Here is a 26,640-nt window from a genome sequence, read left to right on the forward strand (position 1 = left end):
TTCTTGGGCTGAATTTGTTTCTTTTTCTTGGACATCGAAGGTCGTCCTTTCTGTTTTGGTGAAAGACCTTCGATGCCTTCTCGCAGAAATTTTTGGTGCCAACTTTGAAGTAAATCCCCTGAAGGCAAACCATACTGCAAGGCAACATCCAGGTAAGAGTCACCGCTATTTAAGTAATAGTGTATGACATTTTGCTTGAATTGGGAAGTGTAATGTTGTTTCGTTCTTCGCCTTTGTAATGCTTCAAACCCCCGTTTCTCTACAATCTTCACCCATTTTCTAACCATAGAAAAATCTGGCATTCCAAAGCGCTGAGCGAGTGTGCCATAACCACCTTCGCCATTTTGGTAAGCTTCCACTACTTTTCTCTTGAATCCATCATCATATTTAGCCAATTAAAATACGCCTCCAAAGTTAGATTTTTTGGTCTAACTTTGGGGGCGCACTACACATGTTTAACTGATTTTCTGGCTTTTATTTTATTGAATAACTAAATTACTTGCTACTTTTTTAGATTCTTCCATCAAGCTTTCAATAATATCTTTTGTTGAGCGAATCTCTGTTAACATTCCACAAATTTGACCGGCCATCACAGAACCATTTTCTACATCGCCTTCGTGAACTGCTTTTCTAAGGGAACCAAGTGTGAGTTCCTCTAATTTATCTCTAGAAGCATTTTCATTTTCTAGCTCCACATATTTTTTAATCATTGGGTTTTTAATACTTCTAACTGGAGCACCATTGCGTCGACCTGTCACGGTTGTATCCGTATCACTCGCGTCAAGAACTGCTTGTTTAAAGCTTGCTGGTACCGGGCATTCTTCTGCAACAAGGAAAAGTGTACCAATTTGCACACCACTTGCACCTAGCGCATAAACGGCTGCCATTCCGTGCCCATCAGCAATTCCGCCTGCTGCAATAACAGGAATATTCACTGCTTCCACCACTTGACGAACCAGTGCCATTGTTGTCGTTTCACCAACATGTCCGCCTGCTTCCGTGCCTTCTGCTACGACTGCATCTACACCAATTTCTTCCATTTTTTTTGCGATTTTTACTGATGGAATTACAGCAATTACTTTAATACCCGCTGCTTTTAGTTTCGGCATAAAAGGTTTTGGCGTGCCGGCACCCGTTGTAACAACACGAACACCTTCCTCAATAATTACATCAACAAGTTCTGGGCAATTAGGCATCATTAGCATAATATTTACTGCAAATGGCTTTGATGTTTTTTCTTTACATAATCGAATTTGTTCCCGTAACGCATCAGCAGACATACCACCAGATGCGATAATTCCTAGACCTCCCGCATTTGATACAGCTGAAGCTAATTCATAAGTAGCAATTTGAGCCATTGCCCCTTGTAAAATTGGATATTTAATTTCTAGCATTGTTGTTAAATTCATTTTCTTTTCTCCTCTCTATTTTTACGCTAATTCTTTAGCAGGTTGTTTTTTCTCACGTAATTTATAAACAATATTAATGAATAGTCCTACTGCTGCGAGTGCAATTGCAATATAAAATGCTTGCGTAAAGTCGCCACCATTTTGACCAGCAATTTGCGCAGCCATTTTTGGTGCAAAGAAAGCAGCCGTAGAATAACCAATAAAGACAATTCCGTAATTGACACCTTGATTTTTTGGACCATAGTTTTCCATAACGATGGATGGGAAGACACCCATTGTTCCACCAAAGCATAAGCCAAGACCAATAATTCCAATTACGAAACCTGCAACTGATTGAAGTGTAGCAAGTGCTAATAACGATAATGCAATTACTGTATAAATAATCATTAACGTATTAGATCTTCCTAAGCGGTCCGAAACAGCACCCCAAACAACACGTCCTAAACAATTGCTTAATGAATAAATACTTACGTACGCTGCTGCTGATGCCGCTGTTAATCCAAACATATTTTGACCAATTAAAGAAGCATTAGAAGCTATCATTAATCCTGAGAAGGCGCCGATACCGAGCATTAACAAAATTAAGTAAAAAGTAACTGTACGAATCATTCCAGTCCAAGGAACATTTACCATTCCAGCTGAGTTTCCTGCTGGTGGAGTCCAACCTTTTGGCGCATAGCCAGCTGGAGCAACTCGAATTAGAAAACTACAAACAATAACTACAGCGATATAAACTGCCCCCATAATTTTGAATGCTGTCATTACATTATATGTTTCAATTAAATGGTTAGCAATTGGCGCTGCGATAATAGTTGCCCCGCCCATGCCGGCAGTAATAAGTCCAGAAGCAAGACCACGTTTATCCGGGAAAAGACGAATGGTATTACTAAGACATCCAGAATATGCAAATCCTTGTCCCAATCCTGCTAGTACACCATAAGATAAATAAAGCATCGTGGTAGAAGTTGCAAAACCAGTTAAAGCAAAACCTAATCCAAATAATATTCCACCTATCAAAATAGCCCATTTTGCTTTTCCTTTATCTGTTAAAATACCACCTAATATAGTAGGTATCGGACCAATTGCTGCATTAATCGTAAATGCCATCATCACTTGTGGTATCGTCCATCCATGAGCTGCACTAAGCGGACCTGCAAATACACTAAAAGCATATACAGCGCCTGTACATAAAAGCACCCCAACAGAACCAATTAAAACTCCCCAACGATTTATTTCTTTTGTCATACTTTTACTCCCTTTCCTGTTTGTTTTTCAATGATTGTTTTTAAACCGCCCCATTTTTCGTTAAAAATACCACTATCCATTATTTTTAAGTCCGTTGCAATAATCGGTTCAAACTCCATTTGTCCAAGAACATCTTTTTCTAAGTCAATACCTGGCGCAATTTCAATTAGAACCATTTTGCCATTTTCTAAGCGGAATACAGCTCTTTCTGTTACATACAAAATTGTTTGACCTGTCGTTGAAGCATATTCTCCACTAAATGTGATTTGCTGAACTTGTTTAATAAACTTTTTAGCCTTACCTTCTTGTAAAATCTCTAATTTCCCGTCACTCACACGAGTTTTTAGTCCTCCAGCTGTAAATGTCCCAGCAAAAATTAGTTTCTTCGCTGATTGGGAAATATTAATAAAACCACCACAGCCAGCTACTCTCGTTCCAAATTTACTTACATTAACATTACCAGATTCATCCGTTTGAGCTAAACCAAGCACTGATAAATCAAGCCCTCCACCATCATAGAAATCAAATTGGGAGTGATGATCGACTATTGCTTCACTATTGTATGCATGTCCAAAATCTGCTAGTCCAGCTGGAACTCCTCCAACAGATCCTGCTTCAGTAGTTAATATCAATTGATCACTAACACCTTCTTCAGCTGCTACTGTAGATACATTTACTGGAATCCCTACGCCTAAATTAAGAATAGTTTGCGGTTCAAGTTCTGCCGCAGAACGTCTAGCAATTACTTTACGATCATCCAGTTCCAGTGGTGCAATATCTCCAAGTGGCACTTGAATATGACCAGAAAAAGCTGGATTATATTGTGTATTTTCAGTTTGGAAATGATTTTCTGGTTTGGAAATAATCACATGATCTACTAAAATACCTGGTACACGAACATCTTTTGGATTTAAGGAACCTTTTTTAGCAACTGATTCCACTTGTGCGATTACAATTCCGCCAGAGTTTCGAACTGCCTGAGCAATTGGTAACACTTCCATATGTAACCCTTCTTTTTCCAATGTTAAATTACCAAATTCGTCTGCAACTGTTCCACGAATAAGCGCAACTTGAATAGGGAAACTTGGATAGTATAACCATTCTTCTCCGTGAATAGTAAGTACCTCAACTAAATCATCTTTGGAACTTGCTGACATTTTCGCTCCTTCAATGCGCGGATCCACAAATGTCCCCATTCCGATTTTTGTAATAACACCTGGTCGTTTTGCTGCGATTTCACGATAAAGCTGCGTGATAACCCCTTGAGGTAAATTGTAAGCTTCACATTTGTCTTCCTCAATTAATTTTGCCATTTTTGGAGAAGCAAGCGCAATACCACCAATCCAGCGTTTAATCAATCCTTCATGACCCCAGTGGCTCATGCCTTTTTCCCGGCGATCTCCTAAGGCACTTGCATGCATTACGGTTAAATTGCGCGGTGCCCCTTCTTCTAAAAAGCGTTTTTCGACTGCAATAGCCATTTCTTCATTGACACAAGATAAACCGAAACCGCTTAATGCTACTGTATCCCCATCTTTTATTAATTTTGCTGCTTCACTTGCTTTTATTACTTTTGACAAATTCTTCACTCCTTCTTGTTCAATTGTTCACATAAATTTGTAATGAATCACATTTTCTTATAAAGCAACTTTCATGCCAAAATGATAAATGGCTAGTTAACAGCATTTTAATTTATCCCTTTATCCCGTCGTCGCAAAAAAACGACAATATTTCAGTTGATATAAAATGAAACGTCGTTAAATAACAACAAAAAAAGTCCCATCCTTTTACAGATGAAACTTTCCTATTGATCAAGAAATTTTAGTTTCCGATATAATACAGAACGGTGAATGCCTAATACATTAGCTGCTTTTGTGACATTTCCATCACTTTCTTCCAATACTCGCATAATAAAGTGCTTTTCAACATCTTGCAAATAATCTTTTAAGGATAGCGATTCGTTCTTCGTTTGCTCTTTAAAATATAAATCCAGAGCAAAATCGTCCATTGACTCTATTTCAACTTCTTTTGCACCAGACATAACGACTAATCGTTCAATTTGATTCCTAAGTTCTCGGACATTTCCCGGCCATTCGTAAGATAATAGCTCTTTTGTTTTATCACCACTTAATTGAAAGTCTTTTTGATATTTTTGATTGAATTTTAGAATAAACTGTCGTGCTAATCCAATAATATCTTGTGGTCGTTCTCTAAGAGCTGGAATATGGACAGGTACGACATTAATCCGATAATATAAGTCCCGCCGAAAAGTTCCATTCTCTACCATTTCACCTAAATTACGGTTTGTAGCTGAGATAAGACGGAAATGGCGCTTAGTTTCTTTGGTAGAACCGAGCCTTCTCACTTCTCCGGTTTCAAGAACTCGTAACATTTTCGCTTGGAGTTCTAATGGCATCTCTGAAATTTCATCTAAAAATAGCGTACCTCCATCTGCAAGTTCAAGCATTCCGGGTTTTTCAATATCCGCTCCTGTAAATGAGCCTTTTTCGTGACCAAATAATTCAGACTCAAATAATGCTTCCGGAATCGCTGCACAGTTAATAGAAATAAACGGACCAGCTGATTGTTCGCTTTTCTCATGAATATAGCGTGACAAGACTTCCTTACCAGTACCAGATTCACCATATAATAGTATCTTACTATCAAATGGGGCTATTTGATTGCAAACACGAACAATTTGTTTCATCGCAACACTTTCTGCTACCACAATTGTTCCTTCTTGCTCTTTATATTCTTCCAAAAGAAGGGATTCTTTATTATCCGAGAGCGCTTCACCGCGCCATGTTTTAAAACTATCTGGTTGTGTTTCATCCGACATTGTTACAACTAAATGCACCGTCCCATCTGGGTAGAGAATCGGTGTCGAGGTAGAACGGATGCTAAAGCCTTTGTTAGTATTAATTACTTTGGTTTTCTTTTGCTTCGTGCGAATTGCTTCAAGTGTGACGGAATCATTATATACACCGTCTTGTACTAGGTCTTTCACATTGCAACGAAGTAATTCTTCCAATGACATTCCAACAGTAAGCGCAGTGAACTTATTAGAAATTAAAATATTTCCATCTGCGTCTGTTACAAAAAGCGTTGTTGGCATATCTCTATTTAATTCTCCAAATGACTGTACTCCCAGCAAGTTATCCATTAAGTCAAACATTAATAGCTCATCCTTTTGGACTAGTTTCCTAGTTATTTGCTCATCATTACACAATCTATTATAACATAGCTAGCTTATTTGATGTACTCGTTTTTTTGCGACAAAGTTAGTTAGTAGCACTGTTTTATGACAGCTATCGACACAATTAGACCTCTTTTAATTTAAAAACAGCCAAATTTTGTTATAGTTTGTTTATTTATAACGCACTTCATAAAAAAGCAACCTCTAAAATAGACGTTGCAAAAATAGGTTATATCATTTATCAAAAAATCCACACTAGAAAATAATTTCTAGTGTGGATTTCTACTTTTTAGTAAGCAGTCCAACCAGCGTCCGCAGTAATAACTGTCCCATTCACAAAACTTGAATCATCGGAAGCTAAAAATAAAGCCACTTTGGCAATTTCAGATGCATCACCAGCACGCGGATTTGTCCCCATTCCAATCATTGCTCGCTCTTGTCCGAATTGGTCTGGTGCATAGATAGTAGTTCCGATATTAGTATTGACTGCTCCTGGTGCAATAGCATTACAACGAATATTTTTATTTGCATATTGGAACCCTACATTTTTTGTAAAACCAACTACAGCATGTTTAGAAGCAGTATATGCAGCACCAGCTCGTGAGCCAAATAGACCTCCTGCTGATGCAATGTTTACGATAATCCCTTGCCCTTTCTCTTCAAAGATGTGTAATGCTTTACGAGTTGCACGCATTACACCAGTAGTATTAATAGCAAAAACTTTATCCCAAAGTTCATCTGTTAATTCTCCAGCTGGAACAAAATTATCCATAATCCCAGCATTATTAACCAAAATATCTAATGTTCCATATTTCTCAACAGCTTGATCAATCATATTTTGTACATCTTTTTCGCTTGTTACATTGGCTACAACCGCCAACGCAGAACTCTTCTCATTTTCAATTAAATCCACTGTTTTTTGAGCTGCTTCTAAGTTTAAATCTGCAACAACCACATTCGCACCTTCTTTTGCAAAAAGGAGTGCAATCTGTTGCCCCATTCCTGAAGCTGCCCCTGTTACTACTGCGACTTTCCCATTCAATTTCCCCATTGTTATTTCCTCCTTCATTTTTATTGCGCTAAAAAGGAAAACTAGCATCCTTCTCGCTTTCATTATAATCCCGAAGTTAAACGCTTTCAATATGTAAAAGAAGCCACTTTTGTTGATTAAACAACACTTTTACGTTATATGTATAGTAATAGAAAAAAATCTTACGTTGGGGGTTCAAAATGTATGGATAGACGCGTAAAAAAAACGAAACAAGCACTCAACCAAGCTCTCCTCACCCTTCTCAATCATAAGACTTTTAAACAAATTACTATTACAGATATTGTTCAAGAAGCAGATGTTAATAGAGGTACTTTTTACAAACATTACCATGAAAAAGAGGATTTACTGGATAATATTATTCAAGATGTCTTAGCTGATTTAAAAAATGCTTATCGTGATCCCTATTTGCAAACCAACCATTTCTCTATTCAAACGCTTACCCCATCAATGATAAAAATCTTTGATCATGTTTATAATCATCAAGCTTTTTATAAGCAAGTTATTAATTCTTCTATCAGCTATCATTTTCAAAATCAAATTTGCGAAGTGATTCGCGAATTAGTTTTAGATGAGTCTAACAGTTTTATAACTACTACTAACGCCGAGCCTTTACTCCTGGCAACGTACCAAGCACATGCAATTTTTGGAATGATTGTTTTTTGGGTAGAAGAAGGTTTTAAGCATTCACCTAAATACATGTCTGAACAACTACTCCTCATCATCCATGCTAAAGAGCAAATTATTTGATTCTTACATAATTGTTATATTCTCTTTTAGCTTTGTCACTTGAATCGAGGGCTATAAACCTTACCACTTGTTACAATAAAAACATCAAAGAAAGGTGTGTTAATTATGAATGATCATCGAATTTTAAATGCATTAAGTTATTTTAGTATCTTTTTTGCTCCCATTATTGTCCCTGCATTAATTTGGATTTTTACTAAAACGGATGAAGTAGCTCACCATGCCAAAGTTGCTTTATTAACACATATTATCCCAACTATTGCAGCGGTAATATGTTTCTCTAGTATTTTTATTACTTCATTTACTAACATAGGCATTTTAAGCAATCTATCCTTGATGGTTACTGCTGGCTTATTCTTTATAACAATAATCGCAACACTTGGTTTATTTATTTTTAATATTGTTCGCGGCATCCAGATATTGGTAACAAAAACAGAAGAAGATGTTTGGATCTAATAAAAAAGCTATCCTAAAAAAATTTAGGATAGCTTTTCCATTTTATCTATACGTTTTGTTTGTTCTTCTTAGTAAGAATAATGCGAGTACACTTACAACCAATCCAGTGAAAATGATTTCATAAGGAAATTCATCTCCTGTGGAAGGAAGATTCTCAGTTTTTTCCACTTTCGCAGTAGGTTTATTCATTGGTTTTTCTGGGTTTACTGGATCAACTGGGTCTACTTTGATTGGTTGTTTCTCAATATCATAAACAAACGTGATTTTTTGCGGTGTTTCTTTGTATGCACCTATTTTATTGGCAGCATCTTTTACAAGTTTGTAATTCTTAATTACTTTTGCCTCTATTTGATATTTCTTTCCAATAACACCTGTATGAATTTCTTGTTCTGCCAATTTATTTCCTTTGGTATCAATAAATTCCACAGTGATTGTTCCACTAACCATTTTTTTCGTATTTGTTTTCGTTACTTGCAATGGAACTTGTTGATTAAAGGCGATAGAAACATTGACTGGAACAGTATCGAGTTCATAGCCTTTTGGTGCTTTTGTCTCGATTAATTGGTAATCTCCAGGAGCTAAATCTGCTACTTCGATTTTACCATCTTTATCAGTTGTTAGATTTTCTAGAACTGTATTGTCTCCAGCTACTAATTTAAATGTTGCATCAGCAAGTGGGGCTTTTGTTTGACTATCTGTTTTAGTTAAAATAACCGTACCAGTAGTCATTGTATTTGTTTTCGTTACTTGTACTGTTTCCTGTTGATTAAACTCAATTGTGAAGGTAACTGGTGTAGCGTCTAGTTTGTAGCCAGTTGGCGCTTTTGTTTCTACAAATTGATAGTCGCCAGGGGCAAGATCAGCTACTTCGATTTTACCATCTTCGTCAGAAATTAGGCCGTCTTTCACTTTCGTTCCATCCGCCTGTTGTAGTTCAAATTCCGCTCCTGCTAATTTAGCTTCTGAAACGCTATCTTCTTTCGTTAAAACGACACTTCCTGTTGTTTGAGTATTTTCGACTACATAACTTGCGACTGAACCATCTGCTCCAACCGTTACTTCTTTTCCGTTTTTATATTCATCACTAATAATGTAGCCAACTGGCGCTTCCGTTTCAACTAATTTATACTTTCCAGATTGAAGTCCATCAAACAAAATTTTTCCTTCTGAATTAGTTGTTCCTTCTTGTCCCGCTGTTTCACCATCAAGTGTATACAATTGGAATTTGGCACCTGCTAATTTTTTCGTGTTATCCGCTTGGTCTACTTTTGTAACTTCTAGTGAACCAACTGTTGCTATTCCACTACCGCTACCAATCGTAAATGCAGGAGCAACAGATTTAGTTGCTGATTTATACATGGCTGGTAGCGAACCATAATCATTTGCTGCAGCAGTTGCCTGATTGGTAATGATTCCTGACATTAAACTAACTGTGCTATACGTTACTTTAATTGGCGCTGTTGCTTTATAATCCTTAAATTGGATCGTAAAATTAGCATCTGTGTAGGTAATATCATAATATTTAGGATCAATAGTGTCACCTGTTGTACTATTTACTACTTTAAAACTACTTTTCAAAATTTGTGCGCCTGTAGCTCCAGTTGTTAGCGTGTCGATAATAGTTGGGTTTTCTACCGGACGACTTGGATCAATATTTGTAAGCTCTACAGTCCAGTTAACTTTATTTTCAAAAGCAGGATCAATACTCCCAGACTTTAAAATAGCGCTATACACATGACTTGCATAGGTTTGGTAAGAGTAAGTTTTCTCATCTGTACCGTTATCGGAAACTTTTGCTGTATTTGTTACATATTTATAGAAATACCAATTATCATCTGGTTTAGTACTATATTTAACAAACACACGTGATGTATCCAAATTACCGAACTCTAAATGCAGTTTTTTACTTGTTGTTTCTACTTTAGTTGGATAGTTTTTGTCTCCAGATACAGCTAGCGTTCCTGTTGACTTTAAAGGAATAGCTAAATTTAATAGTTCCGAAGTTGAAGCGACATTACGATATTGCAATGATCCTTCCACATAAGATAATCCTGTTGGTATATCATCATCGAAAATCAAATTATCATATGCTTTTGACATTGTGTTTAGAGAAACAATCCAATCAATATTTCCGGTTGTTGAATTATAAGACCCATATTTTCCACCATTTTTCATGATACTTGAGTCCGGAACTATGGATGCACTAACTTCATCTACATACTTGATAATACCTCCATCATAGTAAGAAACAGATGCCTTATTATCGATAGTTTTAGTTACATCATTTAAATCTATATTTGTTACGATGTCCACAACAATTTTCTTATTAGTTACTTTATAATCTCCAATAAGTTGAATATAAAAACCTTTTGGTGTGGTGTCTTTATTAATTGTATAATCTACACCTTCAGTTAGTAGTACACGGTCAGTATTATCTGTATAGGCAAATACATTATAACTTGCTAAGCTTTTTACACCTGTCGAAAATTCATCTGTAATATTTAGATTAGACATAGTGATTCTATCTGCATTAGCGGTAATTTTCCATGACATCGTATTATTAAAGTAATCAATACTTCCCGCTTCTTTTTTCAGTAAATCAGGTTGAATAGCAATAGTAGCATCCGCAGATACACCATTTTCGTCTGTTATTTCATTTTTAATTTTACGATCACTAAAGTCTTTTATTTTAGTAGAATAGGTAATTTGATACGCATTTGTATTTGTGTTTTTATAGGTTAAATTAAAGTTACCATTTGCCGAAATTGCTGATGTTGTCCAATCTGATGACGCATCAGCCGTCCCTATAATAGGTGCCCCCGTGCTTGTGTTAAATGTCACTTTTTTTATTTTAAGTGAATCAGCCACATATTCCACATCGTTATCTGCTAAAACATCTGTAAGTACTGTGGAAGGAGAGATTTCATCTTGGTCGTAGTTAAAATTGATTGTCCAGTCAATACTTTGAGTAGAACCGTTGTACGTTGCTCTTTTCTCTATGTGCTTATAGTTGGTCATTGTTAAGTATACATAGGCAGAACGAGTAGAGAGAACACCAGAATCTCCAATAGTTTGCGCTTGTGTGGAAACATAAGATAGTGACGTATTTGGTTGGTTAATTGTGCGATCATAAGTTACTTGATACCCTTTACCGGCAAGCCCACCATTTAGAGTGATAGTTAATCCGGTTGATGCATAAGTTAATGTATAATCGGTACCTTCTGTTAGTTGCTTTTTCGTTCCAATAAACGTTCCACCAGCACTAACATCACTAGAATACACTTTTATGCTAGTTTGATTGATTGTCGTTGTTCCGCCAGATGAGAAATCTGTTAGTTTTAACTCACCTTTTGCGTCTACTTCTTTAGTTAAATTAAATTTTGCATCAACGCTTATTTTAGTTGGGTTAACTACTCCCGGACTTGCATTCAGACTAACCGTTGTTGGATACGTAACTACAGGAACTACCTCAATTTGGTAAACAGTATCTTTTCCTGCTGTTTTAAAGACAACATCTTGTACAGTTTCTTCTGATGCCGTAAATACTTTAAAAGCAGTACTAATGCTAATATCATATTTCCCTTCTTGAATACCATCTTTTAAAAAGGTAATCGTTAATTCACGTGTAGTTACATCCAATGTCCACTCCGCTTCTGTCGATGGTAAAAAGTCTCCACTTAGATTTTTACTCCCAAAGTTAAAGGAATCTGGTAATACAGTAGTATATGTATCCCCCGCTTTATAATTTTTCCCGGTAAATCCAAAATGCATGTCTAAAACAACACCACTACCATTTTGTATTCGATCAGAAGTTTTAATTTCAGCTCCATTTCCATCTTTTAGAGTTACTTCTTCAAAAATATTATCTGTTATCGCTGCTTTTAAATTATTGTTTGCAACTGCTTTCTTCTCTGGTGCAATCGTTTGTTCTTCTTTTGTTGCTGTTGTTTCTTTGGCAGAAATAGATGTTACTACTTCTTCTTTATCAGTTAGGGTTACGTTATACTCCTTTTCATCTAACGTATAACCTGGCGCTGCTGTTTTTTCTTTCACAACATAATCCCCAGCTGAAAGTGATTCTTCTGTACCGACCCCGTTTGTCTGTATAGAAAGTGTTTTGGTTTCTCCCGTAGCTTTATTTTTAATTTCGAAAGTTGAACCATTCACTTTTTCATTCGTATCTTTATCTTCTTTAGTTATTTCCACACTTGCTTGGGCTGCGTCATCTTCTGTCATCGTTGCTAGAACAGGTGAAACATTTTGAAACACAAGTAATCCAATAACTGTTGCGATAAGTATTTTTTTCCATTGAGTAATTTTTTTCACAGTGCTTTCCTCCTTAAATACAAACTTTTCCTCATATAACATACTGAATTATATCAAGCGACAATCGCCAAAAATGTTCTTTAAGAACCAAAAAACCGGTCGTTTGTGACATTTCAGTGAACAAAAAGCGTTTTTAATATGGGGAAATAAGCTATTTAAACAGGTGATTTACTTGATCCATTCATTTTAAAATATATAAAAATGGCTGTATACCAGTCATCAAACTAATAAACACTTCATTATTATTATTGTTAAAAGCATGAAATATTAGTTTGAATAAATATGTTTAAAATAAACATTTTTTGTCTCCAAGGAGGTAAATTACTCAAAATAAGGCTGTTTTTGACAATTTAGTGGACGAAATTGACTTTTAGAATGAAATATCATCCATTTTTAACGTATTCGAAGGGATTCACTTTCGATTAATACAGCACCATCAACTTCATTTCCAGCTTTTAATAATTCGGCTATCCGTTTTTTATCAATTTTTGGCTCTTGAAGTAAAAAGTATGGTTCTAATAAAGTTTTATTAGTGACCTCTACACTTGCTGGATTTTTTTGAATTTGGATTGTAAAGAGCGAACTTTTCAATTTTCTTATTTCTAATCGTTCCATTTCTGTTTGCAAATAATTTTTTAGCTTTACAGCATTATTTTCCAAGGCTTGTTTTCGTTTTAGTAATCGTTTGCTTTCTATGCCGACTATTTCAGCATCTGCCATCAATTCCTTAATTATTTTAGCAATATTTTCTGCTTTATCATGAAAACCATCAGTAATCGCATCAAGTGTATCCTCAAGCGCCTTGGTTTTATTTTCTTCTAAAAGTTCTTGCACACGTATATAATTCTCTGCTAGCTCATATAATTTCATAATATCCTTCCTTTCTAAAAGAAGAAAAAGCACCAAAAAAAGCGTGTTAGGCTGTGGCACTTTCTCATTTTGCTATTAATTTCCCTTGAATAACCATTCGCCCTTTTTCATAATCTTTCGCAGTATCACAAGTAGAAAGCGTAATAATTCGGTCGTTTTCCGTTACTTCCACATTCAATTGATAGAGCGATTGTTGTTTTATTTTTTGCAAATATTGATCAAAATCAAGTTTGTTTGGAAATTCTGTTTCGATATAATAAAAATCCGTTGTCGTTTCATATACTGCAAAAATTTCTACTTGATAATTTTGCAGTGCAGATTCATAAGAAAAAGTTGGATGTTTCGCTAAAAATTCTTTATCCAAGTATTTTCTTAAATCAGCAAACATCGAGCCATCTTTCATATTATGACCATAAATGATCGTATTTTTATCTAAAAATTCATTGGTATTTCGATAGTCTTTAAAAATACTTCCTGCTCTTGCTTGTTCATTTTTATAATTATGCTGTAAATAATATTCATTATTGGTACTTTGTAAAATCGGATAATCTATTTCTGTTCCTGCTAAAGTAAGCCAGCCAGTCATATCTTTATTAAGTTTTTGCAATGACTTAAGCTCTTCTCTTACTTCACCGTTTACAGTTGTAGTTGTAAACGGTGAAGTATAAACCGCCTTTGCATCATCTAAAATAGTACGATTATGTTTATTTTCATATATTTCTAAACCAATTTTCCATCCTGAAAATAGAAAAATCGCTAAAACAAATAGTGTTATGCCTTTCCTTAAAAACGATTTCGCTTTCATATAAACTAAAACTCCCTTCGCCTTTTCGGAACAATATACTTACCAGTTTCTACATCGTTTAAAATAGTAGCATAAACACCATAAGTTTCCGCAATTAATTCTGTTGTTAAAAGTGCTGTTGGTTGTCCCTTTGCAGTAACCTCACCATCTTTCATAACAATTAATTGGTCGCTATAAGTTAACGCTTGATTTAAATCATGTAACACCATCACAATGGTCAAACCCGCCTCTTTATTTAAACGTTGAATTAACTCCAAAATTTCAAGTTGGTAGTACATATCAAGAAATGTCGTTGGTTCATCTAATAACAAAATGGGCGTTTCCTGAACTAATGCAGTAGCAATAAAAACTCGTTGCCGTTCACCTCCTGAAAGACTATCTACAAGTTTATCCGCCTTATTAATTAACTCTGTCTGAATTAATGCAGATTGAACAGCTAAATCATCTTGCTCATTTCTAGTCATTCGCCAATTTTTATAGGGAAGCCTTCCAAAATAAAGCAGTTCACTTACTGTTATTTCACTTGGCAAAATATTATTTTGATGTACAATGGCAACATTTTGCGCAAAGTCTTTAGCTTTCCATTGAAAAATTGATTTTCCTTCTAATAAAACTTCTCCCACATCTGGTGAAAGTAGACGTGCGAGAATTTCTAACAAGGTCGATTTCCCGCTACCATTTGGACCAACAATTGTGTTAATTTTATTTTTCTGGATAGTAAATGAGACATCTTTTAAAATAGGTTCTGCAGAGTTATAGCCAAAACTAACGCCCTTTACTTCCATAAAAATCACCCTTTCTCATTAAAAAGATTAAGAATGGTCCACCAATGATAAGCATAATTACTGAAGCAGGAATTTCCATTTGTTCAAATAATGTTCTACCCATTGTATCAGCTACCAAAAGTAATAGCGCTCCGAATAAAATCGAAAACGGAACTAATATTTGATAATTCCCACCAACTAGCTTTCTAGCAATATGTGGCACGAGTAAACCAACAAATGCAATAACACCCACGACTGCAGTTGTAATCGAAGCAAGTAAAACAGCAATAAGCGCAAGGAAGATTCTCGTCCGATTTACTGATACGCCAAATCCTCGAGCCATCTTATTTTCAAGTCCTAAAACATTGCACCATTTAGCAAGCACCCATGCGCAAATAAGGCCAACTCCCACATAAATAAATAATGTTTCTACATCTGACCATTTTTTCATTGCCAAACTTGCTGCACTACTAGTGGAATTACTAGAAATAAGTGCCACCTGCGAAGAAAGTGCATCACTCAAGCCTGTAAATACTGCATTAATCGCAATCCCAATAATAATAAACCGAAGCGGATTAAAATCAGAACGATAACTAAATAGAAATACTAAAAAACAAGCAAACGCTCCACCAATAAAAGAAAAAAGTGGTAGCCAAAAATATAATTCCGGTAAAAATAAAATAACTACAAAGCTAAAAAATTTTGCTCCTGCAGAAATTCCAATTACTCCCGCATCAGCAAGCGGATTACGCATCACAGCTTGAAGCAACAACCCTGAAACTGATAAAGCAGCTCCTGCAAGTAAGGCGATAATAATTCGCGGAAATCGCAAATCAATAATTACATCTATCGCCTCATTCCCACCAGTAAATATTCCTTTTACAAACACTGGAAGAGTCATAGATAAACTTCCAGCTTGAATGGCCCAAAGTAACGTCACAATTAATAGTACAGTCACTATTCCAAAATAACTTTTTTGTTTAATTGTCATATAGCATCTTTTCCATTTCTTGAAGTGCAGCTGGTGCATTCAAACTAGCAGTCATCCCAAATAAATTTTCATCTAAATCATAAACACGGTCATTTTTTACTGCATCAAAATGTTTCCAAATATCATTAGTTTTAAATTCCTCATCAAACATTTTTACAACCTCTGTTGGCATTCCATGAGCTGCACGTAATATAATATCCGGACTAGCATTTTGTAAATATTCCGTATTAGATGCTAAATACTCCACTTTTTGATTAGTTATAATATTTTTCCCACCAGCAATTTTGACTAAATCGCCAATATACGCATGTTCCGTCACAACTAAATAACTTCCTGGTACACCCATTAAAATTAAAACAGATGGTTGTTCCTTTTTAGAAACACTTGTTTTCACCTGATTTATTTTAGCGCTTAAATCTTCATTTAACTTTAAGGCTTCCTTTTCTCGGTCAAATTGTTTACCAAGTTTATTAATCTCCATTTTCATCGAATCAATGCTCGTAAAGTCTAAAAAATCAGCTTGCAAATTCGCTCCAGCAAAACCTGCTTTTAAATCAGCTTCTAATGTTTTTGTAGAAAGAACAATATCCGGCTTCAACATTCGAATAACCTCTAAATCAGGCCCCATTGGTGACCCAATTTCCTCCACTTGCGCATATCGCTCAGGTAACTTTTTCGCACTGGTGGGAACCCCGACGAGCGGTAAGTCTAGTTTATTCATAATTTCAGTAATCGCTACTGTAGTCGCAATAATTTTTGGTGATTTTTCTGTTTTTGAAAGTTGTTTTTTAGCAGTCTCCTCTTTACCACACCCTACTAATAAAAGCAGCAGCACACATATAACCATCATCTTTTTCACGTTTATTTCCCCCAGTTATAAAATAAAGCGAGCTAAGCAAAGAATCTCCTCCTCCACCTAACTCGCTATTACCAGTCTTATTAACTTATTCTTTTACGTTTTAAGCGATAAGCTAAATAAAGGAAGGAAACTACAAATAAAGTAATATACCATGTCATACTAGAGCTATCACTTGTTTTAGCGTTTTTCTCTGTTTTATCTTTAGTAACAGATTTTTGAATGTTTTTCGTATCATTAAAATCTGGTTTAGCTAGTTTAGGGCTAGCATTATTAGTCACATTTTCTGTATTTAATAGCTCATTTTTCACAGGTTCTTTCAAAGTCACATTTGTTCCTGTCGTATCTTTAATGGTCGCTTCATTAAGTTTTACTTGAACAATATACTCATGGTCATAAGCAAACCCTGGCATATCTTCAATTAAAACATGGGTTTTCACATCCGTACTTGCTGCTCCATCTTTAACAGGATATTTTACAGTTCTAGTATTCTTATTTATATTCCCAGAAACTACTTCCATATCTTGCCAAACACCATTTTGCTTATACTGGAACGTTTTAATCCAACTACTATTAGTTAAAGTTAGGTAAACATATGGCTGGTTATTTTCCACTTTTATCACAGCCGGTTTCATTATATAACTTTCCATCATAGAAGTTTCCGTCGTTCCATCTTTAAATACATCAAAATCGATTGAATACATATGATTATTTACTAATTTTTTCGGATCCACTTTTACAGGCTTATTTGGTAATGTTGGAGATGTCACTGGTGGATTTGTTGGCTTTGGATCTGGTTTTGTTACAGGTGGCTTTGGTTTTTCTTCTTCTACTATAGGAGGTGTCACATCTACTCCAGGATAAGAACTAGCAGCGACAGCCTTTGTTGTATCAAAAACATAACGGAAATCAGCTTGTCCTTTATAAACAGAACCATTAAAAGGGGCCTCGTAATTAACATGTGCTGCAAGTGGTTGATTTAAATACTCTACTTCGAATTCAATGATTCTTGTATTTGCTGCTCTATCCTCTGAAATTACTTTTACATCTTGTAAAGAGCCAGCTAATTGTGTTTTTAGAGCAGTCACTGTCTTATTGTCATTAATAGTCATCGCTATTGTTTTCTTACCATTTTTCACTTTCAACCAAGCAGGATTCTCAAAATAATTTTGCATACTTGAATTAGCATCATCCTTTGCTTTTTTAGCTACAAAAGGAATCGTATAATTCCCATCTGAAAGTGTCCCTGGTGTTGCTGTAGTTGGCTCTGAAATAACTTTCAAACTACTTGGATTAATGGTCAAATCCACTTGGTACCAGTGATCATAATTAATTGCATCTACTTTAATATGCATATAGGCAAAAATAATCTCATCAAGAGAACTTAGCTTAAATTTCTCCACACGTGTATTATCGGTTGTATTCGAACTAACTGTTTGTACATCTTGATAACTATCCTGATATACTTCCGCTTGGGCAGGTTTTGCTGGACGAGTCCCATCTTTTGAAACCGCCATTGTTTGCCAAAAAGTACTATTAGTAATCGTTAAGTACATATAAGGTTGACCATTTTCCACTTTAATTGTTGCTGTATGATTAATATATTTATCCGCTTCAGAAGATTCTTTTGTTGTCCTTCCAGTATTATCTTTATAAAAATTCACTTGAACCTGGTATTCTCCGCCATCTTTCAGTCTTGAGTCAGCTGCATCAACTGAAAAGCCAGGTATCATTTGAAAAATAAGCATCAACGTTAGTAGTGATCCTAAACCTTTTTTCCATAGTTTCTTCATAGTAATCCCCCTTTTATTTAAAACTAGCTTTCCTTTTAAGTAGAACTAAACCAATTCCTGCTGCAACAAAAATAATTCCATATAAGTACATTTGACTAGAATCACTAGATTTTGGGTTTGCTACTTCTGTTTTTGTTTCACTACTTGATGGTACTTCAGTTGTTTTATCGTTATCTGATGACTTTACTGCAGTTGCAAGTGATTTTGCTGAACTTTCGTCAAAGCGTAATTGAATTTGATACTCATGATGATAATTAAGACCATCATCATCAATGTCTACTTTAATTTTTGCATTCACAGGACTACTTAAACTCGATACTGGAAATTGCACTTTTCTAGTATCATCGGCAGTACTTTTTGAAATTTCGCTAACCGAACTACCTTCTACCCATAATCCTGTAATCCATTTGCTATGATTTATTTGCAAGTTAACGGTAGACTTCCCTCCATTTACCGTTATAGTTGCTGGTTTATCAAAATAGTCATTTGCCATTGATACAGAATCACTATCACCTTGAAGCACCGTATAATTAATCGAATAGTCCCCATCCTTTAGTGCTGCCTGAGCCGTATTCCCACTAGAAAGAAAAGAAAAACTAAACAAAAAAACAAACGCAACCAAAATTACTATCTTCTTCATACTTTTATCTCCCTTCTTTAATAAAAAATATTCGTTATAAAAATCCTCCACAAAATTTGTGAAGTATAAGTGTGTAACTTCATTTGCTAATTACCAGTTTAATTGATAATGATTATCATTGTCAACTGTATTTTCATTTCCTTTTTAAGAAAGCACAAAAAAACCATGGATTTAACTTACATATCCATGGTTTCATTTTATTTATTCTTCATTAGAAAATTGTTCAAACAATAGTTCCCCTTTTAGCGTTAAAGAATAGCGTTTCTCTGTAATCCTATTATTTCGCGCCAAATAACCATTTTCCTCTAACCAATAAAGTGTAAGTAACACCTCATTTTTTGTATATTTCCGAAGTTCTCCAAAATCAATAACCTCTAGCGACATATCATTAATCTTTGTATCTACATTTTTCGCAAAAAGAAGCACTTCTTTTAATAACTTTTTATCCTCTATTATCATTTTAACCCTGCCTTTTTTGTGAATTCACGTTGATAACGTAAAAAGCCGTAGCACAATGCCACGGCTTCTTACAGCGCAATCAAAAGGAGAAATTCACACAATCAAATAAAGGGGGTATTTGTTTGTGATTTATTTCACGGTTATAATATACCATATAAATCACTTTAATTCAATAGTTCACATAGTTATTTTTATATTTCGAAGCTCCTAATCAAATTAAAAGGGTATAAAAGTTTAAGTTAAACTTTTATACCTTTTTAAGAAGCTATACTTACTTAACAAGTTTTTCTAACTCATCAAGTCGTTGAGCAAACACTTTTAATGCATCATCTACTGGATCAGGAGTAGCCATATCGACGCCAGCTTTTTTAAGTACATCGATAGGGAAATCTGAACTTCCCGCTTTCAAAAAGTCAATATATGCCGTTACAGCAGTTTGGCCTTCTGTTAAAATTTTTGCACTAAGCGCTGAAGCTGCCGAAAATCCTGTTGCATATTGGAAAACATAATAATTCATATAGAAATGCGGAATTCGCGACCATTCATAACCAATTTCATTATCATAAACCATGGCCTCACCATAATATTTTTTATTAATATCAAAGTAAGTTTCTGTTAAATAGTCTGCAGTTAATGCCACACCATTTTGATCCGCTTGATGAATTGCATGCTCAAATTCAGCAAACTGTGTCTGACGGAAAACAGTTCCTTTAAATCCATCTAAATAATGATTCAATAAATAAGCACGCACTTTTGGATCCTCATATTTTTTCAACAAGTAATCTGTTAAAAGATTTTCATTAGTTGTTGAAGCCACTTCTGCTAAGAAAATCGAATAATCACCATAAACAAACGGTTGATTTTTTCTAGTATAGTAACTATGCACACTATGACCAAGCTCATGCGCCAGAGTATATACATTATTAATATTATCCTGCCAATTCAATAAAATATAAGGATTTGTACTATATGAACCCGAAGAATAGGCACCACTACGTTTACCTTTGTTTTCCACAACATCAATCCACCGACTATCAAAAGCTTCTTTCAAAATAGTTTGATACTCTTCACCTAGTGGTTTCAACGCCTCTAATACAAGTTCCTTTGCTTCTTCATAAGTGAATTCCAAATTAACATCATCGGAAAGTGGTGTATAAAGATCATACATGTGCAATTCTTCTAATCCTAATAACTCTTTACGAAGTTTCACATAACGATGAAGCAAATTAGCATTTTCATTTACAGATTTAAGCAAGGAATCATATACTGTTTCTGGAATATGATTACCGGAAAGTGCTGCTTCTCGTGCTGAATGATAACCACGAGTAGAAGCATAAAAATTAGATTTCTTCACTTGACCATTTAGTGTGGAAGCAAGTGTATTTTTCAAACCTTCATAAACAGAATATACCCCTAAAAAAGCCTCTCTGCGAACACGTGGATCATTACTTTCAAGTAACTTGCCAAACCGCCCGTGCGTAATTTCTATTTCTTCTCCATCTTCATCTCGAATAATCGGGAATTTCAAATCAGCATTATTTAGTGTATTAAATGTATTTGATGAACTTCCAAGCACTTCACCCGCATTGGCAAGTAGCGCTTCTTCTTTCTCACTTAAAATATAAGGTCGACTTAAATTCAGCTCTTCTAAAAGATGTGCATATAATTGTAAATCTTTATTTTCTTCCATGAACTGTTTTAAAATATTTTCATCCATAGCTAAAATTTCTGGATCATAATACGATAAAGCAGACATCAGTTTTGTAACTAAACTCCCTGCTCGACTATATAATCCTTGGTACTTTGCATTAGCTGTATCTTGATCCATTTTTAAATGCGCGTATACATATAAATTACTAATTAAATCATATGCCTTATCACGAAATTGTAGCGCTTCAAAAAGTGTTTGGCTACTTTTTGCTAGCCTCCCTTTATATTTAGTACTCTCTTCTGCTACTTGTTGACATTCCACAAAAGCTTCTTCCCAAGCTTCATCACTTGCATAAATTGTGGTTAAATCCCATGTCAATTTTTTCGGTACTTCTTCTCTTAATGGTAATGCATTTGTTTTACTCATTATTAAAACTCCCAACCATAGTCATTTTGATTTTATTATGAGCTAAAATAACTAAAAAAGCAAAACAGATGATTAAAGTTCTGAAATTGATTTATGGATGCATGCCATTACACGTTTTACTCGGTAGCGATTATCTGGAATTGTGGAAAGAACTCCCACCTGAATTAAATAAGATAGATAAGCTTTTCCTAACTTTAAGTATTCATCAGATGGGAGCCAAATTGTATGCACTTTTTTAACTACTAACTGAAATTTTTCTAAAAAATAAACTTCACTAAATGTATCATCTTTTTCAAGCCTATTAAAAAAAATATCCCATAAATCAAATTGCCATTCTATAGCAGGTGTAATTACTAAGAATTGAGATTCTAAATCCACGCCAATTTCTTTTGGCAAATAATGCAAATAATAACCTGCATTATACACTCTTTTCATAAACTGACCATGTTTTTTAAATTTAGCATAATAAAAACAAATTTTCTCACGTTCAAGCAATCGATCTCTTTTTACATAAGCATGTCTTGAAGTAATTCGACTGATTTTTTGTTTACATTCATTTAAATTTTCTTTTAGTGAAAATTGCATCTCACTAGCAAAGAAAGCATTTCTTTTTTCAAATGTTAGGTGGTAATATAATGTAAAAATTTCTTTTTCAGGAGAATATTGCCAAAAATGATAGCCTAATTGTGAGTCTACTTGTAAAAACGCTAGTTGGAATGCCGTAAGATAAATTCGTCCTTTCACTGTTTTTACATTTTGTCCTAGTATCCAGTGTACATCTAAACCAATTGATACGTAATCCATTGTACGTCTAATCATCTCACTTATTGGGATGGAGGAGCACTGAAATTCAATTACTGACTTATTGTTAACAAACACATCTGCTTGTCTAGCAATCTTTGGAAAGTAACATTCTACTGTAATCGGAATACCTTGATAACAAAACCAGGACATAAGTTGGCTTTTAGCAAGCAAATGTTGCTCACTTTCACCTTCTGAAGCAAAAGCACATTTAGTTGATTTTTCATGTGCAAAATGTGGTATTTTAATTTCACCAGCTTTAATCATCACCGGACTTGAGCAAGCCTTACAAAACAATTGATTTTCTTGTCGAATACGGGCTACATTCATTTTAGTAATAGTAAATGTTTCTCCTTGGTCGTTTCTTGCTGTAAACATAATCTACACACTCCTATTAGCTCTTTACTAATATTATTCGACAATAACTAACCATTTTCCTGCTAATTTTTTAAAATCATAAAAAAGACCCGTCTAGCTGTTTTTTCAGCCAAAACGGGTCTTAAAATATTGATTTAAAAGTATTGTCTTACTTGCTGTAATGCAGGAACATCAAAAATGATTTTGCCATATTCTGCTAGCATATAACCAGTTAAATTCGACTCTAAACCGTACTCAAGCAAAATACTAACGGCATTGTCAATGTTGGATTCATCATACTTATTTTCAGGAAATTCTACATTCAAATAATACTTCTCTTGATAAGAATAAAGTTTCGTTACCAGATTTTCTAATCCTGTCGCACGTGATAAAGAAATAACATCCTCAAAATCACGGAACTCTAAAATAAACTCTAACGTATCATCTTCTCCAAGCATTTCTTTCTTCACTGGATTGAAGTTTTCTTCAAGTAGTTTTTCGATTTTTTCTTCTGCAAGCTCATCTGGGGAATTAAGTGTGACATCGAAGCCACCTTCACCTTTTCCGCCAATTGTAGCTTTTGTTACAAATACTTCTAAACCATGTTTTAAAGCTTGGACTTGTATCCAGAGCGGACCTTCTGGAGAGAACTCTTCTTCATATTTTAGCTCATCCATCATATCCCAGAAAAGTTCTTCACTTTTCTCGCGATCATACCAAACATCTTCTTGGTTAAAACCTCGCTTTTCTAAGTCCAGATAAGAGATATAAAACTTGATAGTATCTTCATTAATTCGTTCAATTTCCATCGTCACACTCTCCCTTCCTAGTTAGTCTTTGACAATGAAGGGTAAAACTTAATTGGTTAAATTCATTGTAGCTCATAATAGAAAATAGTACCACCATTTTTTCTTGAATTTTCATGGTGGATTACTATATTAGCTGAAAAACTAAAAAAACACAAGAACAATAACTCGAATTACAAAAAAAGCGCCAAGAATCCAATTGAATGGAATCCTCGGCAACCACTTTTATCAATCTTAGTTAACCATTTTTTGCGCTTCACGTAATTGATACGTACGTACTCGGCGCGGTAAGAAACGGCGAATTTCATCTTCATTGTACCCAACTTGCAAACGTTTCTCATCAATAATGATAGGACGTCGTAATAAGCCAGGATTTTTCTGGATTAATTCAAATAGTTGTTGCAAAGGAAGGCTATCTAAATCCACGTTCAACTTTTGGAAAGTTTTTGAACGAGTGGAAATAATTTCATCTGTTCCATCCTCAGTCATACGAAGAATTTCTTTAATTTCATCCAAACTAAGTGGCTCAGAAAAAATGTTTCTTTCCTTATAAGGGATATCATGTTCTTCCAACCATGCACGAGCTTTTCGGCAAGATGTGCAACTAGGTGAAGTGTATAACGTTACCATTAGACATTCACACTCCTTATCGGGTATTGTTTCATTCATATAACGAAATTCTAGCAATATCTCTATTTGGAAAATTCATTAAAGAACTTACACTTCATTATACACTAATTTTGTGAAATTCTATATACTATTTTTAAATTTTTTCTTTCCAAATATGTAAAACCATTGTTAGCAAGCCGTTATGTATATGATACCCCTACTATAACTTGTTTAAACTAAAATCACATGAAAAAAATAGCTTTTTTATGAGAATTCGATGAGAAATTTCAATTTCCTATAAAAAACCTTCATCGAAATAATATTCAATGAAGGCTTATTCATTATTTAGTAGCTGCTGATAATTTAGCATGTTTTTCTTTATACATTACTTCTTCTTCTTCTGAACAATAAACAAAATGTCCAGGAGCAATTTCACGCATTTTAATTTCATCGCCATCTTTATAATTATGAGAAGTTGGATCATATGCTTTACGCACACGAGTCCGTTCATAATTTGGATCTGGTAGAGGAATTGCGGATAAAAGCGATTCTGTATAAGGATGTAATGGCGCATGATATAAATCATTTGCCGGTGCTAACTCTACCAATTTACCAAAATACATTACGCCGATTCGGTCACTAATATATTTAACCATGGATAAATCATGGGCAATAAATAGGTATGTTAGATTTTTTTCTTTTTGCAATTGGCGTAATAAGTTAACTACTTGTGCTTGGATAGATACATCAAGAGCCGAAATAGGTTCATCAGCAATGATAAATTCAGGTTGAACAGCAAGCGCGCGGGCAATCCCAATACGTTGACGTTGACCACCAGAAAACTCATGAGGATAACGACCAGCGTGTTCTTTACTTAAACCAACCGTTTCAAGCAAATCATATACTTGTTGATTTGTATCTTCCGGCGTCTTAGCAAGTCCATGAATACGGATACCTTCTGCAATAATATCTTTTACTTTCATACGCGGATTTAATGACGCATATGGATCTTGGAAAATCATTTGCATTTTACGGCGGAATTCAAGCATTTCTTTACGGTTTTTACGTGCATGCACATCTTTACCATTATAAATAACTTCTCCACCAGTAGCATCATATAAACGGATTATAGTACGACCAGTAGTTGACTTACCACAACCAGATTCACCTACTAAACCAAGTGTTTCACCTTTATAAATATCAAAAGAAATATCATCAACAGCACGTACTTCACTTGCAGTCCCCTGATTAAAATATTGCTTTAGATTATGAATTTCTAATAATTTTTCCTTTTGTTCTGTCATTCTACTTCTACCCCTTTCGCATGGACAGCTTGCATGCCAGGATGAAGTTCCGCAAACTGTTCTTGGCGACGTAGTACAGCATCAGGAGGCGTTACTTCAGGTGCATCTGGGTGAAGTAACCATGTAGCCGCATAATGTGTATCAGACACCTTAAATAGTGGTGGCTCTTCTTCAAGGTCAATTTGCATCGCATATTTATTACGTGCAGCAAATGCATCTCCTTTTGGAGGGTGTAGCAAATCAGGAGGCGTACCTGGAATAACAAATAGTTCTTCATCATCTGTATCCAGTGTAGGCATAGAACTAATCAGTCCCCAAGTATAAGGATGTTGTGGATTATAGAAAATCTCATCAACCGTACCAATTTCCACAATTTTACCACCGTACATAACAGCAACCCGGTCTGCAACATTTGCTACAACACCAAGATCATGGGTAATGAAAATAATTGATGTATCGATTTTTTTCTGTAAATCTTTCATTAAATCTAAAATTTGAGCTTGAATTGTTACATCTAGTGCCGTTGTTGGTTCATCAGCAATCAAAATTTGCGGATTACAAGCAAGCGAAATTGCAATAACAACACGTTGACGCATCCCACCAGAAAATTGGTGAGGATATTGTTTAATTCGTTCTTCTGCATTTGGAATTCCAACTAATTGAAGCAGGCGTAATGCTGTTTTACGAGCTTCTGATTTGCTAATCTTTTGGTGCTTAATAAGTGGTTCAGAAATTTGTTTTCCTATTGTCATCGTAGGATTTAGTGATGTCATTGGATCTTGGAAAATCATTGCTATATCTTTTCCACGAATTTTTTGCATTTCTTTTTCGTGTGCTTTAGCAATATCCATTCCATTAAACAAGATTTGACCACTTTTAATTTCTGAATTACCTTCCGGAAGTAAACGCATAATTGATTTTGTTGTAACTGATTTACCAGAACCAGATTCTCCAACAATCGCTAATGTTTCACCTTTATACAAATCAAAATTAACTCCACGAATTGCCTTTACTTCTCCAGCATATGTGTGGAATGAAATATTTAAATCTTTCACTTCTAATAGCTTTTCCATAATTCCTC

At 34.9% G+C, this 26,640-nt stretch carries 23 protein-coding genes; 2 read left to right on the forward strand and 21 right to left on the reverse strand.

The window, feature by feature from the left end; genetic code table 11:
* The 6 genes from HCJ50_RS04440 to HCJ50_RS04465 all read right to left on the reverse strand — a co-directional run.
* Window positions 1-395: helix-turn-helix domain-containing protein (locus tag HCJ50_RS04440; protein WP_185344557.1), on the reverse strand; the 395-nt coding region annotated here is incomplete at its 3' end.
* Between the two features lie 84 nt (window positions 396-479).
* Complete coding sequence (locus HCJ50_RS04445; RefSeq protein ID WP_185349437.1) at window positions 480-1,409, reverse strand: DUF561 domain-containing protein; 930 nt, start codon at window positions 1,407-1,409, stop codon at window positions 480-482.
* 21 nt (window positions 1,410-1,430) lie between these two features.
* Window positions 1,431-2,654 carry an L-lactate MFS transporter gene (locus HCJ50_RS04450; RefSeq protein WP_185349435.1) on the reverse strand — a complete coding sequence of 408 codons (1,224 nt, stop codon included), beginning with the start codon at window positions 2,652-2,654 and terminating at the stop codon, window positions 1,431-1,433.
* Window positions 2,651-4,234, reverse strand: coding sequence for an acyl CoA:acetate/3-ketoacid CoA transferase (locus HCJ50_RS04455; protein WP_185349434.1), 1,584 nt, complete (start codon window positions 4,232-4,234; stop codon window positions 2,651-2,653). The genes HCJ50_RS04450 and HCJ50_RS04455 overlap by 4 nt, the downstream gene beginning before the upstream one ends.
* 224 nt (window positions 4,235-4,458) lie before the next feature.
* A complete protein-coding gene (locus HCJ50_RS04460) occupies window positions 4,459-5,829 on the reverse strand; it encodes a sigma-54 interaction domain-containing protein (protein ID WP_185349432.1) in 1,371 nt (456 codons plus the stop codon).
* Window positions 5,830-6,139: 310 nt separating this feature from the next.
* Window positions 6,140-6,901 (reverse strand): SDR family oxidoreductase, encoded by a 762-nt coding sequence (locus HCJ50_RS04465; protein ID WP_185349430.1) that lies wholly within the window; start codon window positions 6,899-6,901, stop codon window positions 6,140-6,142.
* 183 nt (window positions 6,902-7,084) lie between these two features.
* On the opposite strand from HCJ50_RS04465, the gene HCJ50_RS04470 reads away from it, so the two are divergent.
* Both HCJ50_RS04470 and HCJ50_RS04475 read left to right on the forward strand, forming a co-directional pair.
* Window positions 7,085-7,648, forward strand: a complete 564-nt coding sequence (locus HCJ50_RS04470) for a TetR/AcrR family transcriptional regulator (RefSeq protein ID WP_185349428.1) — start codon at window positions 7,085-7,087, stop codon at window positions 7,646-7,648.
* Window positions 7,649-7,753: 105 nt separating this feature from the next.
* Window positions 7,754-8,101, forward strand: a complete 348-nt coding sequence (locus HCJ50_RS04475; RefSeq protein WP_185349426.1) for a DUF4870 domain-containing protein — start codon at window positions 7,754-7,756, stop codon at window positions 8,099-8,101.
* Window positions 8,102-8,143: 42 nt separating this feature from the next.
* Here HCJ50_RS04475 and HCJ50_RS04480 read toward each other — a convergent pair whose 3' ends face one another.
* From HCJ50_RS04480 to HCJ50_RS04550, 15 genes are all read right to left on the reverse strand, one after another.
* Window positions 8,144-12,427, reverse strand: coding sequence for a SpaA isopeptide-forming pilin-related protein (locus HCJ50_RS04480; RefSeq protein ID WP_185349425.1), 4,284 nt, complete (start codon window positions 12,425-12,427; stop codon window positions 8,144-8,146).
* Window positions 12,428-12,820: 393 nt separating this feature from the next.
* On the reverse strand, window positions 12,821-13,297 hold the full coding sequence (locus tag HCJ50_RS04485) for a siphovirus Gp157 family protein (protein WP_185349423.1): 477 nt from the start codon (window positions 13,295-13,297) through the stop codon (window positions 12,821-12,823).
* Window positions 13,298-13,361: 64 nt separating this feature from the next.
* Complete coding sequence (gene srtB, locus HCJ50_RS04490) at window positions 13,362-14,102, reverse strand: class B sortase (protein ID WP_185381063.1); 741 nt, start codon at window positions 14,100-14,102, stop codon at window positions 13,362-13,364.
* A gap of 5 nt (window positions 14,103-14,107) precedes the next feature.
* Window positions 14,108-14,887, reverse strand: coding sequence for an ABC transporter ATP-binding protein (locus tag HCJ50_RS04495; protein WP_185346748.1), 780 nt, complete (start codon window positions 14,885-14,887; stop codon window positions 14,108-14,110).
* A complete protein-coding gene (locus tag HCJ50_RS04500) occupies window positions 14,868-15,857 on the reverse strand; it encodes a FecCD family ABC transporter permease (protein WP_185346747.1) in 990 nt (329 codons plus the stop codon). The genes HCJ50_RS04495 and HCJ50_RS04500 overlap by 20 nt, the downstream gene beginning before the upstream one ends.
* On the reverse strand, window positions 15,847-16,716 hold the full coding sequence (gene isdE, locus HCJ50_RS04505; RefSeq protein WP_185346745.1) for a heme ABC transporter substrate-binding protein IsdE: 870 nt from the start codon (window positions 16,714-16,716) through the stop codon (window positions 15,847-15,849). The genes HCJ50_RS04500 and isdE overlap by 11 nt, the downstream gene beginning before the upstream one ends.
* Before the next feature lie 80 nt (window positions 16,717-16,796).
* Window positions 16,797-18,506: an NEAT domain-containing protein gene (locus HCJ50_RS04510; protein WP_185346738.1), complete on the reverse strand. Its 1,710-nt coding sequence runs from the start codon at window positions 18,504-18,506 to the stop codon at window positions 16,797-16,799.
* A 13-nt stretch (window positions 18,507-18,519) separates the two neighbouring features.
* Window positions 18,520-19,146, reverse strand: coding sequence for a heme uptake protein IsdC (isdC, locus tag HCJ50_RS04515; protein WP_185346736.1), 627 nt, complete (start codon window positions 19,144-19,146; stop codon window positions 18,520-18,522).
* A gap of 201 nt (window positions 19,147-19,347) precedes the next feature.
* Window positions 19,348-19,605, reverse strand: coding sequence for a DUF3116 family protein (locus tag HCJ50_RS04520; RefSeq protein WP_185346734.1), 258 nt, complete (start codon window positions 19,603-19,605; stop codon window positions 19,348-19,350).
* A 271-nt stretch (window positions 19,606-19,876) separates the two neighbouring features.
* Window positions 19,877-21,682, reverse strand: coding sequence for an oligoendopeptidase F (pepF, locus tag HCJ50_RS04525; RefSeq protein ID WP_185346732.1), 1,806 nt, complete (start codon window positions 21,680-21,682; stop codon window positions 19,877-19,879).
* A 72-nt stretch (window positions 21,683-21,754) separates the two neighbouring features.
* Window positions 21,755-22,861, reverse strand: coding sequence for a competence protein CoiA family protein (locus HCJ50_RS04530; RefSeq protein ID WP_185346730.1), 1,107 nt, complete (start codon window positions 22,859-22,861; stop codon window positions 21,755-21,757).
* Between the two features lie 134 nt (window positions 22,862-22,995).
* Entirely contained in the window at window positions 22,996-23,649 is a 654-nt protein-coding gene (gene mecA / locus HCJ50_RS04535; RefSeq protein WP_185346729.1) for an adaptor protein MecA, read from the reverse strand.
* 231 nt (window positions 23,650-23,880) lie between these two features.
* Window positions 23,881-24,276, reverse strand: a complete 396-nt coding sequence (spxA, locus tag HCJ50_RS04540) for a transcriptional regulator SpxA (RefSeq protein ID WP_003720569.1) — start codon at window positions 24,274-24,276, stop codon at window positions 23,881-23,883.
* A 320-nt stretch (window positions 24,277-24,596) separates the two neighbouring features.
* A complete protein-coding gene (locus tag HCJ50_RS04545; protein ID WP_185346727.1) occupies window positions 24,597-25,559 on the reverse strand; it encodes an ABC transporter ATP-binding protein in 963 nt (320 codons plus the stop codon).
* Window positions 25,556-26,632 carry an ABC transporter ATP-binding protein gene (locus HCJ50_RS04550; RefSeq protein ID WP_038407752.1) on the reverse strand — a complete coding sequence of 359 codons (1,077 nt, stop codon included), beginning with the start codon at window positions 26,630-26,632 and terminating at the stop codon, window positions 25,556-25,558. The genes HCJ50_RS04545 and HCJ50_RS04550 overlap by 4 nt, the downstream gene beginning before the upstream one ends.
* Between the last annotated feature and the right edge of the window lie 8 nt (window positions 26,633-26,640).

The organism is Listeria immobilis, from assembly GCF_014322765.1.
GTDB lineage: Bacteria > Bacillota > Bacilli > Lactobacillales > Listeriaceae > Listeria > Listeria immobilis.